We start from the raw sequence: 16,662 nt of genomic DNA, 5'->3' as shown, positions 1-16,662 counted from the left end.
GGGGTCACATTATGATTCAGCTACTTCGCGTTGACCATCGCCTGCTTCATGGCCAGGTCGCAGTTTCCTGGGTTCAGGGCCTTGGCTCCAACTGCATCTTCTGCGTGGGCGATAAGGTCGCTAACGACCCGGTGTGGAAGACGACGCTCAAGATGGGCAAGCCTGCCGGCTGCAAGCTCGTCATCAAAGATATGGAGCATGCAATCGAAGCTATCAACTCGGGCGTGACCGACAAGTACAAGATGATCATCTGTGTCGCCACTATTGCTGAGGCAAAGCAGCTTGTTGAGGGCTGCCCGCAGATCAAGTCGGTCAACCTGGGCAACACCAAGCCCAAGGACGAGAAGCGTCCCGATGCTCGTCAGGTCTCTCGTCAGATCTTCCTGACCGCGGCCGAGGAAGCCGATGTGCGCGAGATGCTGGATCGTGGCGTTGAGGTCGAGATTCGACCCCTGGCCGATGACCCCAAGGTTGACTGCGCCAGCGTGCTCTAGGCGTTCAATTTCGAAGAGTCTGAGCTCTTCGTAGTGTCCTATTAGGAAAGGGGGATATATGCTTACCCAAGCAATCCTCATCGGACTTATCGCCGCATTTGGTAAGTTCGACTGCCAGCTCGGTACGCTCTATGCGTTCCGCCCCATCGTCCTGTGCCCGCTCGTGGGCCTGGTGCTGGGGGACCTGCAGTCCGGCCTCGCGATCGGTGCGAGTCTGGAGCTGCTGTTCATGGGCTCGATCTCCATCGGCGCCTACGTGCCGCCTGATGAGACGATCGGCGGCGTGCTCGCCTGCGCCTTCGCTATCCAGCTGGGCCAGAGCACTGAGGCAGCCATCGCGCTTGCCATGCCCATCGCCACGCTGTGCCTTGCCATCAAGAACATCCTTAACGCCGCCCTGCCGATCCTGGTTGACCGCGCTGATGTCTTCTCCGGCCAGGGCAACCTTAAGGGCGTCTATGCGATGCACTTCCTGATCGGTTTGACCGGTATCATCATGGCGTTCCTGCTGTGCTCGCTGTCGTTCTATCTGGGTGCTGACGCCATCCAGGGCCTGCTCGACTTCATCCCGCCCTTTGTCCTTGCTGGCTTTGGCGTTGCCGCCAACTTCCTGCCTGCCATGGGCTTCGCCATGCTCGGCCGCCTGGTGCTCACCAAGCAGCTCGTGCCCTTCTACTTCCTGGGCTTCCTGCTGTGCTCCTACGCCAACGTGCCCGTCCTGGGCGTCGCCCTGATCGCCATCATCATCGGCATCGACAAGTTCGACCTGCTCGGCCTGGGCGGAGCCCAGCCCCAGCTCTCCGCGGAAGGGGATGAGGACGATGACTTCTAGTCCCGAGAACAAGATCACGCGCTCCGACCTCGTCAAGAGCGCCGTCAACGTCGGCGCCCTGGGCATGGAGTTCTCCTGGACCTACTACAAGCAGATGAACATCGCCTTCTGCCTGATGGTCGCCAACATGCTCAAGAAGATCTACGCCGGCCGCCCCGACGACTACGCCGAGGCCCTGCACCGCCACTGCGCGTTCTTCAACATCACCGTCCAGTTCGCCCCGTTCGTCGGCGGCATCGCGATGGCCATGGAGGAGAAGGTCGCCCGCGGCGAGATCGAGCCCGAGAGCGTCAACGACGTCAAGGCCGCCCTCATGGGCCCGCTGTCCGGCATCGGCGACTCCATCTTCCTGTCGACGCTGCGCGTGGTCGCCGCCGCGGTGGGCATCAGCCTGTGCCAGGCCGGCAACCCCTTCGGCCCCATCGCCTTCCTGCTCATCTACAACGTCCCCGGCTTCGCGCTGCGCATCTGGGGCGCCGTCAAGGGCTACGAGCTGGGCGTGGGCTTCCTGGACGAGGCCCAGAGGACCGGCCTCATGCAGAAGATCATGACCTGCGTCGGCATCGTGGGCGTCATGGTCGTGGGCGCCATGTGCAAGGACATGTTCTGGGCCAGCATCCCGGTGGCCATCGGCTCGGGCGAGAACGCCCAGACCCTCCAGGACATCCTGGACGGCATCATGCCCGGCATGCTCGGCATGATCGCCTTCTGGCTGTACTACTGGCTGCTGTCCAAGAAGATCAACCCCATGGTGCTGATCGTGGCCACCATGGTCGTGGGCATCATCGGCGCGTTCTTCGGCGTGCTGGCGTAGGTTCCTGCGTTCTATTCTGCCCCCAAGGGAAACGGCGACCCATTGCGGTCGCCGTTTTTTATTACCGAAAGCTAGTTGGAGGTGCTTCGTGATTCGATCTGACAATCCACCCGATAATGGCGTGAGCGGGGCGATGTATCTATTTGGCACGGCGCTCTTGTGGAGTTTTATCGGCATCCTCGTTCGCGCCAATTCGCAGTCAGCTCTTTTGATCGGTGCCGTCACGGCAATATTTATGGCGCTCTTTATCCTGCTCGTCGGCAGACCCGTCCTTCGCGTCAGCCGTCTTATTGTCCTTGTGGCCGTCTGCAACTTCGTGACGGGCACCACGTTTAACTTTGCCAACCAGCTCACGACGGTCGGCAACGCGATCGTTCTGCAGTACACCTCGATGATTTTCGTTATCGTGTATCAATCGCTCGCAACTCGCACGTTGCCCTCGCCTGCGAAGATTGCCTCCGTGGTGGTTGCTTTTACGGGTATGGGACTTTTCTTTTTAGGTGATTTGAGCGCCGAGGGCATGCTCGGAAATCTGCTTGCCGTCATTTCGGGCGCCACCTTTGGGCTGTGTTTCTTTTTAAACTCTCGCCCCGATGCGTCGCCCATGGTGTCCTCGCTCATCTCCTGCGGCATCTCGATACTTCCGATCGTCTATTTTGCCGGCGACCTAGGCTCCGTGAAACCCTTTGAGTGGGGGCTTATGCTGGTGCATGGCCTTTTTTGCAGCGGCCTTGCGAGTGTGCTGTATGCCAAGGGGATTGCGCGCACCAACGCGTTTGCGGCCAACTTGGTTTGCATGAGTGAGGTCGTGCTCGCTCCCTGCTGGTCGGCGCTCCTCTTTGGCGAGGTCTTTCGCTGGAACGAGTTTTTGGGCGCAGCGATGATCGTTTTGGTGATTGTGGCCAACTTGGCATCCGATGCTTTTGGCGACGGCTTTCTGGTGGCGCTTGTCCGCCATCGAAACAAAGAGCGTGCCTAATGGGATGCGCCTGCCGTTTACGGTAAAAAACACCCCGCTGAGCGACTGGTATTAAATAAGGCGAACCTGCATACCTATAATTGGTATCAAATCATTTGTGCCTGGCATGGGTGTTAGCAGCACACCAGGTACGCTTCGAGCCGTGGAATCGAACTCCCGGAATTGATATCAACAACGCGCGCGACGGGAGTGACGACGGTTCGAGATTCCTTATTGGGAGGAATTATGCTTGTCCAAGCAATCCTCGTCGGCTTAGTCGGAGCGTTTGGATGCCTCGACTACCAGCTCGGCACCCTCTACGCGTTCCGCCCCATCGTCCTGTGCCCGCTCGTGGGCCTGGTGCTGGGGGACCTGCAGACTGGCCTTGCCGTTGGCGCCAGCCTGGAGTTGCTGTTCATGGGCTCGATTTCCATCGGCGCCTACGTGCCGCCTAACGAAACCGTCGGCGGCGTGCTCGCCTGCGCGTTTGCCATTCAGCTCGGTCAGGGTACCGAGACGGCCATCGCGCTCGCCATGCCCATCGCCGTCCTTGCGCTGACGATCGGCAACATTACCAATGCCTTGTTCCCTGTGTTTGTCGATATGGCAGACAAGTTCGCCCTCAAGGGAAACCTCAAAGGCATCTACGCCGTTCATTGGGGAATTGGAATCTGGGGCTGCGTCGAGTACTTCCTGCTGTGCGGCGGCGCCTTCTATTTGGGTTCCGACGCCATCCAGGGCCTGCTCGACTTCATCCCGCCCTTCATCATCGACGGTTGCGGCGTTGCCGCCAACATCCTGCCGGCCATGGGCTTCGCCATGCTCGGCCGCCTGGTGCTCACCAAGCAGCTCGTGCCCTTCTACTTCCTGGGCTTCCTGCTGTGCTCCTACGCCAACGTGCCCGTCCTGGGCGTCGCCCTGATCGCCATCATCATCGGCATCGACAAGTTCGACCTGCTCGGCCTGGGCGGAGCCCAGCCCCAGCTCTCCGCGGAAGGGGATGAGGACGATGACTTCTAGTCCCGAGAACAAGATCACGCGCTCCGACCTCGTCAAGAGCGCCGTCAACGTCGGCGCCCTGGGCATGGAGTTCTCCTGGACCTACTACAAGCAGATGAACATCGCCTTCTGCCTGATGGTCGCCAACATGCTCAAGAAGATCTACGCCGGCCGCCCCGACGACTACGCCGAGGCCCTGCACCGCCACTGCGCGTTCTTCAACATCACCGTCCAGTTCGCCCCGTTCGTCGGCGGCATCGCGATGGCCATGGAGGAGAAGGTCGCCCGCGGCGAGATCGAGCCCGAGAGCGTCAACGACGTCAAGGCCGCCCTCATGGGCCCGCTGTCCGGCATCGGCGACTCCATCTTCCTGTCGACGCTGCGCGTGGTCGCCGCCGCGGTGGGCATCAGCCTGTGCCAGGCCGGCAACCCCTTCGGCCCCATCGCCTTCCTGCTCATCTACAACGTCCCCGGCTTCGCGCTGCGCATCTGGGGCGCCGTCAAGGGCTACGAGCTGGGCGTGGGCTTCCTGGACGAGGCCCAGAGGACCGGCCTCATGCAGAAGATCATGACCTGCGTCGGCATCGTGGGCGTCATGGTCGTGGGCGCCATGTGCAAGGACATGTTCTGGGCCAGCATCCCGGTGGCCATCGGCTCGGGCGAGAACGCCCAGACCCTCCAGGACATCCTGGACGGCATCATGCCCGGCATGCTCGGCATGATCGCCTTCTGGCTGTACTACTGGCTGCTGTCCAAGAAGATCAACCCCATGGTGCTGATCGTGGCCACCATGGTCGTGGGCATCATCGGCGCGTTCTTCGGCGTGCTGGCGTAAGGGCCCGGCTGCATAGATTTTCGTTGCAACCTGGAAAGGGGATGGAGCAGGCCTATGCCCTCCATCCCCTTTTTGTATAGAAGGAGTTCGTATGTTCGCGAAGGATCGCGAAGCAATGCGCATGACGCCGGCAGAGGTCAGGCTGATTCTTATTGAGTCCCTGCAGTGGTGCGCCAACAACGCGGTCTACTTTTTGGGGCTTATCGGTGCGGCCACGTATGATCTGGCCGGCACGGCCTTTTTGGTTGCCGCCATTACGCTCGTGCGCAATCTTATGACGTCGGTGGGCAATATGGTGTCGGGCTCGGTCATCGATCGCTTTGGACCGCGCCGGACGTCGTTTGTGACGTGCGTGATTACGGCAGTGCTATCGCTTGGCGTGGGGTTGGCGCCGTTGTCTGTCCCCGGGCTTGTGTTTGCCGCGTGCGTCTTGGGACTTGCGGGCGGCTTTATCAACACCTGCACGCATGCGTTTCCGGGATACCTGGAGTCGACCACCGAGGGCCGTACCCGCGTGAACGGCCTCATGGTGTTCTACAGCAATATCGCCTATACCGCTGGCCCGCTGCTCGGCGGTGCCATCGTGAGCTGTTTTGCCACGCAATCGGTCTATCTGCTCATGGCGGGCATGATGGGTGTGGCGGCCGTGCTCTCCTTGGGCTGTCACGAGTGTGTTGCTCCCGCAAAAGGGGAGAAGCCGAAGGGCGGCATTCTGGGCGGCATGGCCGAGGGCGCGCGACTTACGTTTCGCGACCACGACCTGCGCCTTATCTTTATCTCGGGCTTTCTGGGCTTCTTTGCGTTTGGCGCGTTCGATTCGCTGGAGTCGTTGTTCTACCGCGATGTGCTCAACGTGGATATCGTCTGGCTGGGCTGGCTGTCTTCGGTCGTGGGCCTCACTTCCTCGGTGGGCGCGTTCATCCTGACCAAGCTTTCTGCTCGCCATGTCAACCTGCGATTGTTGCTCGGCGCGCTCATGGCCGTTGGCATTGGGTCCATGGTGTACGTGGGCACCGATATGCTGGGGGTTGCGATTATCGGTCAGGCGATTAACGGTCTGGCCTGGGGATTCCTGGAACCGCTGCAGATGATCTTGATTCAGGAGCGCGCCGACATCAAATACCTGGGGCGCATTACCGGCTTTGTGCGTTTTGGCCTGATGAGCGCAGGCGTGCTGCCGCTGCTGGCGGCTCCATTTTTAGCGGAGGCTTTGGGCGTTCAGGCGGTGCTGTTTGGGGCATCGACCATTATTGCGCTGGTAGGAACGCTGTTCTTTGTCACACAAGGGAGGCGCCAGAGGTGTTAGCTATACATTCAATTCTAATTTAATACCACTCACCAGAGAATTTCGACCGTTCACCGAGGATTGGAGCAGATTGATAAGTGGTATTAAAAACACATTAGGTGTATGTCTATAATTGGTATCGAAAAGAAGCGCGATGTATAGAGTTGCGTGCAGGACAGAAAGGAAAAGCCATGAAGGAAACCGAGAAGATCGAGATCATGCACTTTAGCCAGGAGGGCTACGTCGAGGACGGCAAGAACGTCTACGAGACCGGCAAGAAGATGATTGAGCTCGCCGACAAGGTCGCCGACGAGGGCTACGACGCCGTGTTCCTGATGGGCGTCGGCGGCACCTGGGACGAGCTCATGCAGCTCGAGTACCTCATGAACAAGTTCGGCGACCGCGACCTCGAGGTCTACCTGATCCACGCCGCCGAGTGGAACGTCTCCGGCCACAAGCGCATGACCGAGAAGTCCGTCGTGCTCACCGCCTCCGAGTCCGGCACCACCCCCGAGGTCCTCGAGGCCGTCAAGAAGATGAAGGGCATGGGCGTGCGCGTCTACGCCATGACCAAGCCCGAGGGCCCCATCGGCCAGGCTGTCGGCGCCGAGAACTGCGTCAAGATGGCTTCCGATCATGGTAACGGTGGCTGCGAGATGGGCTACTACCTCGCCGACTGCTTCGGCCTGCGCCTGCTCAACCGCCGCGGCTGCTTCCCCAAGTTCGACCTGTTTATCGAGCAGACCAAGGATATCTGGAAGGACATGCTCGACATCCGCAAGAGTTTCGAGCCGCGCGCCGAGGAGCTCGCCAAGAAGTACGCCCTGGCCCCCTACACCATGTTCATCGGCTCCGGCGCCCTGTGGGGCGAGACCATCCTGTTCTCGATGTGCATCCTGGAGGAGATGCAGTGGAAGCGCACCCGCTACATCACCTCGGCCGACTTCTTCCACGGCACCCTCGAGCTCGTGGAGCCCGGCGTCCCGGTCTTCCTGTTCATGGGCGAGGACGAGAACCGCAAGCTCGACGAGCGCGTCCGCGCCTTCCTGACCCGCGGCGTGACCGGCGACACCGACATCAACGTCATCGACACCGCCGAGTTCGCGATCCCCGGCCTTGACGACGAGTTCCGCGTCATCGTCTCCCCGTGGATCCTTTCCTCGCTGATCACCGATCGCCTTGCCGCTTACTACGAGACGGTCACCAAGCACAACCTCAACTACCGTCGCTACTATCACCAGTTCGACTACTAAGAGCAAATAACGTTTGTGTAATCGGGCCTCGCTCCTATATGGAACGGGGCCTCGCTTGGGTTGGAGAGTAATTATGAGCTATCCCCAGCTTGCCGTCATGAATATCAGCCATCGTTATTTTGACCTTGAGGAGTTCTTTTCTTCGGCGTCGGCTTCGGGCTACACGTGTTGCGAGCTTTGGACCGGGGCGATGCATCTGTATGTCGATTGCCATGGATACGATTCGCTCGAGCAGGTGCGGGAGCTATCACAGCGGTATGGGGTTCGGATTGTGGGGCTTTGTCCCGAACAGAACAATCCCAAGCCGTGGAATATCGCGGCGCGCGGGAATGAGGCGCGCACTCGCACGCTCGCGTACTTTAAGAACGTTGTGGATATCGCGGCGGAACTTGGAGCCGAGCAGGTCATGGTCTCGAGCGGCTGGGCATTTTTGAACGAGCCGATCGAGGACGCGTGGGGTCGCAGCGCCTCGATGCTGCGTGCGATTGCCGAGCATGCGGGAGAGCGCGGCGTGCGACTGGTGCTCGAGGCCCTACAGCCGGTTGAGTCGATGATCGTGAACTCGGCGGCCGATACGAAGCGCATGATCGAGGCAGTTGATCATCCGGCACTTAAGGCGTGTCTGGATTTGGGCGCTATGGCGGTGGCGGGGGATACCATCGACGATTATTTTGATCTGCTTGGCGATGATGTCGCCCACGTGCATTTTGTCGATGTTGCGGCAGATGGCACGACGCATCTTGCCTGGGGTGACGGCGACCGCGATATGCGCGCCGACCTGGATAGGCTGGTGGCGCGCGGCTATCGCGGAGTTGTTTCGGCCGAGACCTATGACTGGCGCTATTTTGCCGACCCCGCAGCTGCCGATGCGCAGGTAATGGCAGAGTATCGTCGTGCGATTGGCGTCTAGGTGGGGTTGGGTTGCGACAATCCGCTCCTATGTTTCCAAATGAATACGGTGTGAGCCGAGGAGGACGATTCTCCCCGCAAACACTCTAGTATGCTAAAGTACCCAGAAAACCGGCGGAGCTATGCCGGTCTTCTGTTCCATACGAAACACAGCATGAGGAGGCTCACCAGATGACGGCCACACCGTGGGGATTCCGGGACATATTGCCCGAGGAGGCTCAGGCGCGCGAGGAGATTGCGCTGACGGTGAAGGGCTGCTTTAGGGAGCATAATTATCTGCCGGTTGAGACGCCGCTGCTCGAGGACAAGGGCTCGCTCGAGGAGGGCGGCCGTATCGCGGACACGCCGTTTAAGCTTTTTGACGATGACGGCCGCTTGTTGGTGGTTCGTCCCGACAATACGTTGCCGATCGTGCGTTTGGTCTCGACCCGCATGCGCGCGGCCGACTTGCCGCTGCGCCTGCGCTATGAGGCGCCGGTGGTTCGCGAATGCCAGCGCAATGCCGGCGGTTCGCGTCAATTTACCCAGCTGGGTTTTGAGCTCATCGGCGCGGGCGATACCGCGGGCGATGTCGAGATCGTCTCGCTGGTGGCCGAGGCCGTTCGCAAGTTGGCGCTGCCCGATGCGCGCATTATCGCAGGTAGCGTGCGCCCGTTTAAGGAGCTGCTCGCGGTGTGCGAGGATCGCGAGCTGGCTGCCGAGGCTCTGCGCTGCGTGCACGCCAACGACTTTGTGGGCCTCGATGCCCGCGTGGCGGCAAGCGCCGAGACCGATGCCGTTAAGGCCGCCGTCAGCGAACTGCCGCGCTTGCATGGTGGGGCCGAAGTGCTCGATCGCGTGGATGCGCTGCTGGCGGCTGCCGGTATTGTCGCGCCGCTCACGCGTGAGCTGCGCGCGCTGGTCGAGGGCCTGGCGCCCGAGGACGCTCAGGTGCTGTCCTTCGACTTTTCCATTATGAATTCTTTCGATTACTACACGGGCCTGGTCTTTAAGGCCTATGCCGGTGGCCTGCCCGATCCGGTGGGCTCGGGCGGTCGCTACGACTCTATCTTTACCGGCGCGTTCGGCGACGGCATCGAGGTGCCGGCGGCGGGCTTCGCCTTTTCGCTCGAGCGTCTGGAGGCCGCGTGCACCTCTGCCGAGGACGCCGCCTCCGATGGTGACCACGCCGTGGGCCGCGGCGCCGAAGGCCCGCTACGCATCGCCGTGCCCAAGGGCTCGCTTAAGGCCGACACGCTCGACGTGCTCGAGGCCGCGGGCCTGGACGTCTCTGAGCTGCGCGACCCCGGCCGTCACCTGATTGTGCGCGGTCGCGACACGCGTGCCGGCGAGGGCACGGTCGGCGATATCGAGTTTGTCATCGTGCGTCCCAGCGACGCGCCCGCTTTTGTGGGCTGTGGTGGTGCCGATTGCGGCATCTGTGGCTGGGACTCGCTCATCGAGGCAGACCTCAACTTGCTGCAGCTGGTCGATCTGGGCTACGGCCTGTGCACGTTTATCGAGGCAGAGCCCGCGTGGCGCGCTGGCCAGGCCGAGCGCAACTATGCCCGTCGCGGGTCGCTTCGTGTGGCCACCAAGTATCCGCGCATCGCGAGCGCCTGGTATGCCGAGCGTGGCGTGAATGCCGATATCGTCTCGCTGCACGGCAATATCGAGCTGGGCCCCATCGTCGGTATGACCGACCGTATCGTGGACATTACCGCCACGGGCGCCACCCTGCGCGATAACGACCTGGTTATTACTGGTCGCATTATGGACTGCACGGCGCGCTTCTTTGTCAATCCGGGTGCCGCGCGCCTGGATCCGCGCGTACGCAATCTGGCAGATCGCTTGGCAGCTGCTGTTAAGGACAAGCATTTTGAGCCCGTCGCGGGCTCGGCACAATAGCGCGAGCACGCACGGGCGCCCCAACGTACGGGCTGCGGGCCGACTGGCGCCGCCGCCCGGCCTTTCGTTTTTCGAACACAACCTCGACCGATAGGGGATACCGATATGAAGACCATCGAGCTTGCTCCCGGTGAGCGCCTCGTTACCAACCAGCTCAACCGAAAGGGCGTGCTGCCGCAAAACATCGTCGACGCCGCGCGCGATATCGTGGCCAACGTGCGTGCCAACGGCGATGCCGCGGTGCGCGACTATTGCCAGCGCTTTGACGGCGTTGAGCTGCAGAGCTTCCGTCTGCCGCAAGAGCAGATCGATGCCGCGCTCGAGGGCCTCGATCCCGCTTTTGTCGCGGCGCTCGAAAAGGCTGCACGCCAGATTCGCGAGTTCCACCAGCGCGAGGTCGAGCAGAGCTGGTTTACCACGCGCCCGGACGGCACGATGCTCGGCGTTAAGGTGACCCCGCTTGCCGCGGCTGGCATCTACGTGCCGGGCGGCCGTGCGCAGTATCCCTCCACCGTGCTTATGAACGCCATTCCCGCCAAGGTCGCCGGCGTTGAGCGCGTGGTCATGGTGACCCCGCCGCAAAAGGACGGCCTGATCAGCCCCTACACACTCGCCGCGGCAAAGCTCGGCGGCGTGGACGAGATCTATATGGTGGGCGGCGCCCAGGCCGTGGCCGCACTGGCGTACGGTACCGAGACCATTCCGCGCGTCGACAAAATCACCGGCCCGGGCAACGCCTTTGTCGCCGCTGCCAAACAGATTGTCTCGGGTGACGTGGGTATCGATATGGTCGCCGGTCCCTCCGAGGTCTGCGTGCTGGCCGATGCTACGGCCAAGCCCATGGTGGTCGCGGCCGACCTGATGGCCCAGGCCGAGCACGATCCGCTGGCAGCCTGCTATCTGGTGACCTGCGACGAGCGGTTTGCGCGTGAGGTCGAGGCGGGTATCGATATTCTGGTAGCGCAGTCGCCACGCGCCGAAATCACGCGTGCTTCGCTCGACAATGAGGGCACCATCGTGGTGGCCGCCGACATGGCTGCCGCCGTCGAGGCGGTGAACACCGTGGCGCCCGAGCACCTGGAGCTGCACTGCAAGGACGCGATGGGCCTGCTCGGCGGCATTCGCAACGCCGGCGCCATCTTTGTGGGCGCTTGGAGCTCCGAGCCGCTCGGCGATTACGTTGCCGGCCCCAATCACACGCTGCCGACCGGCGGCACGGCCATGTTCTCCAACCCGCTTTCGGTGGAGGAGTTCGTCAAGCGCTCGAGCGTCATTTGCTATACGCCCGAGGGCCTGCTCTCCGATGCTCCCGCTACGCAACGTTTGGCCGAGGCCGAGGGCCTGTGGGCACACGCGCTTTCCGCCGCACTGCGTCGCCGTGTGCTGGAGCAGGGCGAGGATGCCGTGAGCGCCGAGTCTCTGGCCGCGGCCGACCTGACCAAGGTCGCCTGGCCGGGCGACGCCGTGGCGACGGTTGCCGAGGGCGTTGACCTGGCGGCTGCGGGCGCGGATGGCGTTGGCGCGACTGGTAAGGAGGCCTAATATGGCCGAGCTGACGCCCCACATGAAGGAGCTCGTCCAGCCTTACCTGGCCGGTATTGAGCCCTACGATCCCAACTTTACGCCTACGCGCATCAACCTTTCGGCCAACGAGAACACCTATCCCGTGCCGACCGGCGTGCGCGAGGCGGTCGACGCTGCCCTGGCTGCCACACCGCTCAATCGCTATCCCGATCCCATGTCGAACGACCTGCGCGACGAGCTTGCTGCCTGGCATGGCGTGGCGCGCGAGAATGTCTGCGTGGGAAACGGCGGCGACGAGCTGCTCTATAACTACCTGTTGGCGTTTGGCGGCGTGGGACGGACCCTGCTCAACTGCCCGCCGTGCTTTAGCGAGTACGCGTTCTTTGCGTCGCTCTGCCAGACCGAGGTGCGTGACGTGTGGCGCGACCCCGCGACCTTTGAGCTCGACCAGACAGCCGTGCTTGCGGCAGCGCCCGAGTGCAACCTGGCAATCGTGACCTCGCCCAATAACCCCACGGGCGACGTGGCGCCGCTCGACTTTATCGCGGCGCTGTGCGATGCGTGCCCCGGCATGGTGATGGTCGACGAGGCCTACGTTGAGTTTGCCGACGATTCGTTTGGCGCGGCCACCACGGCGCAGGGGCTTATCGCCGAGCATCCCAACCTGGTGATTCTGCATACGCTGTCCAAGGCGTTTGGCGCCGCCGGCACGCGTCTGGGCTATGTGATCGCGGCGCCCGAGGTCATCGACGTGTTCGCGGCGATTCGCCAGATCTATTCGGTCAACGTGCTGAGCCAAGCCGCCGCGCTTGCCTGCGTGCGTGCCCGCGATGCGTACGCGCCCGTGGTGGCACAGGTTGCATCCGAGCGCGAGAGCGAGCTGTGCGCCCTGCGTGCAATGGCTGCCGAGGGCCTGCCCGTGGAGGCGTGGCCGAGCGCGGCGAACTTTGTGCTCGTGCGCACGCCGCATGCCACGCGCGTGCGCGAACGTCTGCGCGATGAGTATTCGATTTTGGTGCGCGACTTTAGCTATGCGCCGGGGCTTGCGGACTGTCTGCGCATTACCGTGGGTACCCCGCAGGAAAATGATGAGGTGCTGGCTGCGTTTGCCGCGCTGGTGAAGGAGGAGATGTAGATGGGCCGCTATGCCGAGGTAACCCGTAAGACGGGGGAGACCGATATTGTCGTAAAGCTCGACCTGGATGGAACCGGTGCGTGCGATATCTCGACCGGCGTGCCGTTTTTCGACCACATGCTCAACGCCTTTGGCCGCCATGGTCTGTTCGATTTGACGGTGCGCGCGGTGGGCGACGTGGAAGTCGACGCGCACCACACCGTCGAGGATACGGGCATCGTGCTGGGCGAGGCGTTTTGCCAAGCGCTGGGTGACAAGGCGGGCATTACGCGCTTTGCCGACGCGGCGATTGCCATGGACGAGACGCTCGTGATGGCCGCCGTGGATATCTCGGGCCGTGGCCAGGCCTATTGCGAGCTGCCCGTGCCGACCGAGCGCGTGGGCAGCTTTGATACCGAGCTGGCCGTCGAGTTCTTCTACGCCTTTGCGCGCGATGCCAAACTAACGCTGCACGTGCGCGAGCTGGCGGGCGGCAATTCGCACCACATTATCGAGGCCGCCTTTAAGGCCGTGGGCCGCACGATGCGCCACGCCTGCGAGCTCGATCCCCGCGTGCAGGGCATCCCCAGCACCAAGGGCTCACTGTAACCTGCCAAAAAGGGACAGGTTTATTTTGGCAGGTTTTGAAGGAGATAAGGGAGGGTCGCGTGGGCGAACCGAAGATCGTGGTGGTCGACTACCACAAGGGCAACTTGTCGAGCGTCGTGCGCGGGCTTGCGCGCGCCGGTGCCGCCGCCTGCACATCGGACGACCCGGAGCAGATTCGCAACGCCGACGGCCTGGTCATCCCGGGCGTGGGCGCGTTCTATGACGCGATCGCCTTTATGCGCCAGAGCGGCGAGGAGGCGGCCGTGCTCGACGCCGTTGCCGCTGGAACTCCGCTGCTCGGCATCTGCCTGGGCCTTCAATTATTTTTTGAGCGCGGCAACGAGGGCGTGCCTGCGGACGAGGGCGCAGTTGCCGACGGCAACACCCCCGAGCAGGCCGGTGGCCCCTGGGTCGATGGCCTGGGTATTATGCGCGGTTCGTGCGCGCGTCTGGAGTCGAGCCGCCTGAAGGTGCCGCACGTGGGGTGGGACCAGGTGCACATGACGCCTGCCGGTGCGGCCGATCCGCTGCTCGCCGGTTTTGCCGAGGGCGCCAATATGTACTTCACCCACAGCTATGCGGTGGCCGACGATGCCGATGCCGCCGATGTTCTGGCACGCACGCACTACACGCGGAGCTTCCCGTGCATCGTGCGCCACGGCAACGTGTGGGGCTGCCAGTTCCATCCCGAGAAATCCTCTGCGCTGGGTCAGCGCATTCTTAAGAACTTCGTGAGCATCGTCGAGGGGGCCGGCCGATGATTCTGTTTCCCGCAATCGATTTGATCGGCGGCAAGGTCGTGCGCCTGGAGCGCGGCGACCGGAGCCGCTGCAAGGTATATTCCGACGACCCCGTGGCCGTTGCCGGCTCCTTTGCCGAGCAGGGTGCGAGCTGGGTGCACGTCGTCGACCTGTCCGCTGCCTTTGGCGAGGACGAGGACACATGCGCTGCCAACTCGGCAGCGATTAAGGCCATCTGCAGCGTCGACGGTCTGTCCGTGGACGTGGGCGGCGGCGTCCGCTCGCTCGCACGCATCGACGAGCTGGCCGGCTATGGTGCTCGCCGCATTGCGCTGGGCACCGTGCTGGTGACCGAGCCGGGTTTTGCCGAGGTGGCAGCCCAAGGCTTTGGCGAGCTGCTGGTGGCAGACATCGCCGCGCGCGACGGTCAGGTCAAGGTGAACGGCTGGCGTGACGGCGCGGGCGTGGTGCTCGACGATGCCGTGGCGCAGCTTACCGAGCTGGGCTTTAAGCATCTGGTGTATACCGACATCGCGCGCGATGGCATGCAGACGGGCATCGATGTGGCAGCGTATCGTCATGTGGCCGAGGTCGCGGGCTTTCCCGTCGTGGCTTCGGGCGGCATCTCGACGCTCGACGACATCCGCGCGCTGGCCGCGGTGGGTGAGGGCGCGATTGAAGGCGCCATTACCGGTCGTGCGCTCTATGAGGGCAACTTTACGCTGGCCCAGGCGCTGGCCGCCGCCCGAGGGGAGGAGTAGCCCATGCTTACCAAACGCGTGATTCCCTGCTTGGACGTCAAGGACGGCCGCGTGGTCAAGGGTGTCAACTTTGTGAGCCTGCGCGATGCGGGCGACCCGGTGGAGCTGGCCCGCGCCTACGACCGCGAGGGTGCGGACGAGGTTGTCTTCCTGGACATTACCGCCACGAGCGACAACCGCGCGACGACCATCGAGATGGCGGCGCATGCGGCCGAGGAGCTCGCTGTTCCCTATACCGTGGGCGGCGGCTTTCGCGACCTGGCGGGCATGCGCACCATGGTTGCAGCCGGTGCTGACAAGGTGTCGCTCAACTCTGCCGCCGTGCGCGACCCGTCGCTGATTAGCCAGGCTGCCGCGGCGTTTGGCAGCCAGGCCGTGGTCGTGGCGATCGATGCCAAGCACGTCGGCTTGCCTGGCGCATCCGGTGCCGACAAGTGGGAGGTCTTTACCGCAGGAGGCCGCAACGCCACGGGCATCGACGCGGTGGCGTGGGCCGAGGAGGCGGCTCGTCGCGGCGCCGGCGAGATCCTGCTGACCAGTATGGATCGCGACGGCACCAAGGCCGGATTTGACCTGGCGCTCACCCGCGCCGTGGCGCGCGCGGTGCCGATTCCGGTGATCGCGAGCGGCGGTGTGGGCACGCTCGAGCATTTTGCTGAGGGTGTGATCGAGGGCGAAGCCGACGCCGTGCTGGCGGCCAGCGTCTTTCACTTTGGGACGTTCAGCATTCGCGAAGTCAAAGAGTATATGGCCTCTCAAGGCATCCCTGTCAGGTTGGACTTCTAGCGCTGCGGCTTGTCCAGGCACCCGACCTTCCGGCTCCAACCCTCCTCGCGTACTTAAGTACGCGTCGTCGGGCTTGTCGCTCGGAATCTCGGGCACCTGGACAACCCTCGCCGACCTGCGAAGTTTGAATTTGGGGAGAGAAATGGAAGAGATAACCGATCCTTCAAAGCTTACATACGATGCCAACGGGCTGATTCCTTGTGTGGTTCAGCAATATGACACCGGCGAGGTGCTTATGGTTGCCTGGATGAATGAGGAATCGGTGGGGCTGACGCTCAAGACCGGTACCACGTGGTTTTGGAGCCGTAGCCGCCAGGAGCTCTGGAACAAGGGCGCGACGAGCGGCAACATGCAGGAGGTCAAGGAGCTCTGGGCCGACTGCGATAGCGATACGCTGCTGGTCAAGGTCGATTCTCCGGGTCCGGCCTGCCATACCGGCAACCGTACCTGCTTCTTTAAGAAACTCGCGTAGGGCGGGCGCTCGACCAAGCGCTTGGCCAGCCAGAAAGGATTGAACCATGGGTGTGCGCACCGCAAATGTTCAGGATGGAAATATCGGAGAGACGCTGGCGGGGCTGGCCGAGGTGATTCATCGCCGTCGTGACGCGTCGCCACAGGAGAGCTATACCGCGCGTCTGCTGACCGACGTCGAGGATGAGCTGCTCAAGAAGCTTGCCGAGGAGGCGAGCGAGGTGATCATGGCCTGCAAGGATAACGACCACGACCACATTCGCTATGAGGCCGGCGACCTGGTCTACCATCTGCTCGTGACGCTCGAGCGCTACGGCATCACCCTCGACGAGCTGGCCGGAGAACTCAACGCCCGCCGCCACTAGTCATTGGGGACGTTCTTAAACGACCA

18 protein-coding genes are annotated in these 16,662 nt (G+C 62.6%); all 18 read left to right on the top strand.

The annotated features are described in order from the left end of the window. Positions 1-11 precede the first annotated feature (11 nt). The 18 genes from LCQ44_RS02375 to hisE all read left to right on the top strand — a co-directional run bounded on the left by LCQ44_RS02375 (position 12) and on the right by hisE (position 16,636). Positions 12-494 carry a PTS sugar transporter subunit IIB gene (locus LCQ44_RS02375; protein ID WP_099432286.1) on the top strand — a complete coding sequence of 161 codons (483 nt, stop codon included), beginning with the start codon at positions 12-14 and terminating at the stop codon, positions 492-494. Between the two features lie 58 nt (positions 495-552). Next, positions 553-1,326: a PTS mannose/fructose/sorbose/N-acetylgalactosamine transporter subunit IIC gene (locus tag LCQ44_RS02370; protein WP_138113431.1), complete on the top strand. Its 774-nt coding sequence runs from the start codon at positions 553-555 to the stop codon at positions 1,324-1,326. Next, on the top strand, positions 1,307-2,140 hold the full coding sequence (locus tag LCQ44_RS02365; protein WP_225093979.1) for a PTS system mannose/fructose/sorbose family transporter subunit IID: 834 nt from the start codon (positions 1,307-1,309) through the stop codon (positions 2,138-2,140). Before LCQ44_RS02370 ends, LCQ44_RS02365 begins: the two co-directional genes overlap by 20 nt. 88 nt (positions 2,141-2,228) lie before the next feature. Then, complete coding sequence (locus LCQ44_RS02360) at positions 2,229-3,119, top strand: DMT family transporter (protein ID WP_225093980.1); 891 nt, start codon at positions 2,229-2,231, stop codon at positions 3,117-3,119. Positions 3,120-3,344: 225 nt separating this feature from the next. Further along, entirely contained in the window at positions 3,345-4,118 is a 774-nt protein-coding gene (locus LCQ44_RS02355) for a PTS mannose/fructose/sorbose/N-acetylgalactosamine transporter subunit IIC (protein WP_035137735.1), read from the top strand. Beyond that, positions 4,099-4,932, top strand: coding sequence for a PTS system mannose/fructose/sorbose family transporter subunit IID (locus tag LCQ44_RS02350; protein WP_225093979.1), 834 nt, complete (start codon positions 4,099-4,101; stop codon positions 4,930-4,932). Before LCQ44_RS02355 ends, LCQ44_RS02350 begins: the two co-directional genes overlap by 20 nt. A 91-nt stretch (positions 4,933-5,023) precedes the next feature. Next, positions 5,024-6,238, top strand: a complete 1,215-nt coding sequence (locus tag LCQ44_RS02345; RefSeq protein ID WP_225093978.1) for an MFS transporter — start codon at positions 5,024-5,026, stop codon at positions 6,236-6,238. Positions 6,239-6,408: 170 nt separating this feature from the next. Continuing rightward, the gene (locus tag LCQ44_RS02340; protein WP_225093977.1) at positions 6,409-7,470 is read left to right on the top strand and encodes an SIS domain-containing protein; all 1,062 of its coding nucleotides are present in this window, start codon (positions 6,409-6,411) and stop codon (positions 7,468-7,470) included. A gap of 73 nt (positions 7,471-7,543) precedes the next feature. Next, positions 7,544-8,380, top strand: coding sequence for a sugar phosphate isomerase/epimerase family protein (locus LCQ44_RS02335; RefSeq protein ID WP_225093976.1), 837 nt, complete (start codon positions 7,544-7,546; stop codon positions 8,378-8,380). A gap of 170 nt (positions 8,381-8,550) precedes the next feature. Continuing rightward, a complete protein-coding gene (gene hisG / locus LCQ44_RS02330) occupies positions 8,551-10,266 on the top strand; it encodes an ATP phosphoribosyltransferase (RefSeq protein ID WP_225093975.1) in 1,716 nt (571 codons plus the stop codon). A gap of 105 nt (positions 10,267-10,371) precedes the next feature. Then, positions 10,372-11,808: a histidinol dehydrogenase gene (hisD, locus tag LCQ44_RS02325; protein ID WP_225093974.1), complete on the top strand. Its 1,437-nt coding sequence runs from the start codon at positions 10,372-10,374 to the stop codon at positions 11,806-11,808. Position 11,809: 1 nt separating this feature from the next. Continuing rightward, complete coding sequence (hisC, locus tag LCQ44_RS02320; RefSeq protein ID WP_225093973.1) at positions 11,810-12,925, top strand: histidinol-phosphate transaminase; 1,116 nt, start codon at positions 11,810-11,812, stop codon at positions 12,923-12,925. Continuing rightward, entirely contained in the window at positions 12,926-13,513 is a 588-nt protein-coding gene (gene hisB / locus LCQ44_RS02315) for an imidazoleglycerol-phosphate dehydratase HisB (protein ID WP_225093972.1), read from the top strand. It abuts the gene before it with no gap. 59 nt (positions 13,514-13,572) lie between these two features. After that, on the top strand, positions 13,573-14,274 hold the full coding sequence (locus LCQ44_RS02310; RefSeq protein WP_138113411.1) for an imidazole glycerol phosphate synthase subunit HisH: 702 nt from the start codon (positions 13,573-13,575) through the stop codon (positions 14,272-14,274). After that, positions 14,271-15,014: a 1-(5-phosphoribosyl)-5-[(5-phosphoribosylamino)methylideneamino]imidazole-4-carboxamide isomerase gene (locus LCQ44_RS02305; RefSeq protein ID WP_225093971.1), complete on the top strand. Its 744-nt coding sequence runs from the start codon at positions 14,271-14,273 to the stop codon at positions 15,012-15,014. Before LCQ44_RS02310 ends, LCQ44_RS02305 begins: the two co-directional genes overlap by 4 nt. A 3-nt stretch (positions 15,015-15,017) precedes the next feature. Next, positions 15,018-15,800 (top strand): imidazole glycerol phosphate synthase subunit HisF, encoded by a 783-nt coding sequence (hisF, locus tag LCQ44_RS02300; protein WP_225093970.1) that lies wholly within the window; start codon positions 15,018-15,020, stop codon positions 15,798-15,800. Positions 15,801-15,942: 142 nt separating this feature from the next. After that, complete coding sequence (gene hisI, locus LCQ44_RS02295) at positions 15,943-16,272, top strand: phosphoribosyl-AMP cyclohydrolase (protein ID WP_225093969.1); 330 nt, start codon at positions 15,943-15,945, stop codon at positions 16,270-16,272. A gap of 46 nt (positions 16,273-16,318) precedes the next feature. Next, positions 16,319-16,636: a phosphoribosyl-ATP diphosphatase gene (gene hisE / locus LCQ44_RS02290; RefSeq protein WP_225093968.1), complete on the top strand. Its 318-nt coding sequence runs from the start codon at positions 16,319-16,321 to the stop codon at positions 16,634-16,636. Positions 16,637-16,662 lie beyond the last annotated feature (26 nt).

The sequence above is a fragment of the Collinsella aerofaciens genome, assembly GCF_020181355.1.
Taxonomy (GTDB): domain Bacteria; phylum Actinomycetota; class Coriobacteriia; order Coriobacteriales; family Coriobacteriaceae; genus Collinsella.
Note: the sequence above shows the minus strand (reverse complement) of the source record. Positions and strands in the feature narration are given on the sequence as shown.

Coding starts and splice junctions, on each gene's coding strand:
- LCQ44_RS02355 (WP_035137735.1), top strand. CDS start 3,345: ATGCTTGTCCAAGCAATCCTCGTCGGCTTAGTCGGAGCGTTTGGATGC.
- LCQ44_RS02370 (WP_138113431.1), top strand. CDS start 553: ATGCTTACCCAAGCAATCCTCATCGGACTTATCGCCGCATTTGGTAAG.
- LCQ44_RS02340 (WP_225093977.1), top strand. CDS start 6,409: ATGAAGGAAACCGAGAAGATCGAGATCATGCACTTTAGCCAGGAGGGC.
- hisB (WP_225093972.1), top strand. CDS start 12,926: ATGGGCCGCTATGCCGAGGTAACCCGTAAGACGGGGGAGACCGATATT.
- hisE (WP_225093968.1), top strand. CDS start 16,319: ATGGGTGTGCGCACCGCAAATGTTCAGGATGGAAATATCGGAGAGACG.
- LCQ44_RS02375 (WP_099432286.1), top strand. CDS start 12: ATGATTCAGCTACTTCGCGTTGACCATCGCCTGCTTCATGGCCAGGTC.
- hisG (WP_225093975.1), top strand. CDS start 8,551: ATGACGGCCACACCGTGGGGATTCCGGGACATATTGCCCGAGGAGGCT.
- LCQ44_RS02350 (WP_225093979.1), top strand. CDS start 4,099: ATGAGGACGATGACTTCTAGTCCCGAGAACAAGATCACGCGCTCCGAC.
- LCQ44_RS02335 (WP_225093976.1), top strand. CDS start 7,544: ATGAGCTATCCCCAGCTTGCCGTCATGAATATCAGCCATCGTTATTTT.
- LCQ44_RS02365 (WP_225093979.1), top strand. CDS start 1,307: ATGAGGACGATGACTTCTAGTCCCGAGAACAAGATCACGCGCTCCGAC.
- hisD (WP_225093974.1), top strand. CDS start 10,372: ATGAAGACCATCGAGCTTGCTCCCGGTGAGCGCCTCGTTACCAACCAG.
- LCQ44_RS02305 (WP_225093971.1), top strand. CDS start 14,271: ATGATTCTGTTTCCCGCAATCGATTTGATCGGCGGCAAGGTCGTGCGC.
- hisF (WP_225093970.1), top strand. CDS start 15,018: ATGCTTACCAAACGCGTGATTCCCTGCTTGGACGTCAAGGACGGCCGC.
- LCQ44_RS02345 (WP_225093978.1), top strand. CDS start 5,024: ATGTTCGCGAAGGATCGCGAAGCAATGCGCATGACGCCGGCAGAGGTC.
- hisC (WP_225093973.1), top strand. CDS start 11,810: ATGGCCGAGCTGACGCCCCACATGAAGGAGCTCGTCCAGCCTTACCTG.
- hisI (WP_225093969.1), top strand. CDS start 15,943: ATGGAAGAGATAACCGATCCTTCAAAGCTTACATACGATGCCAACGGG.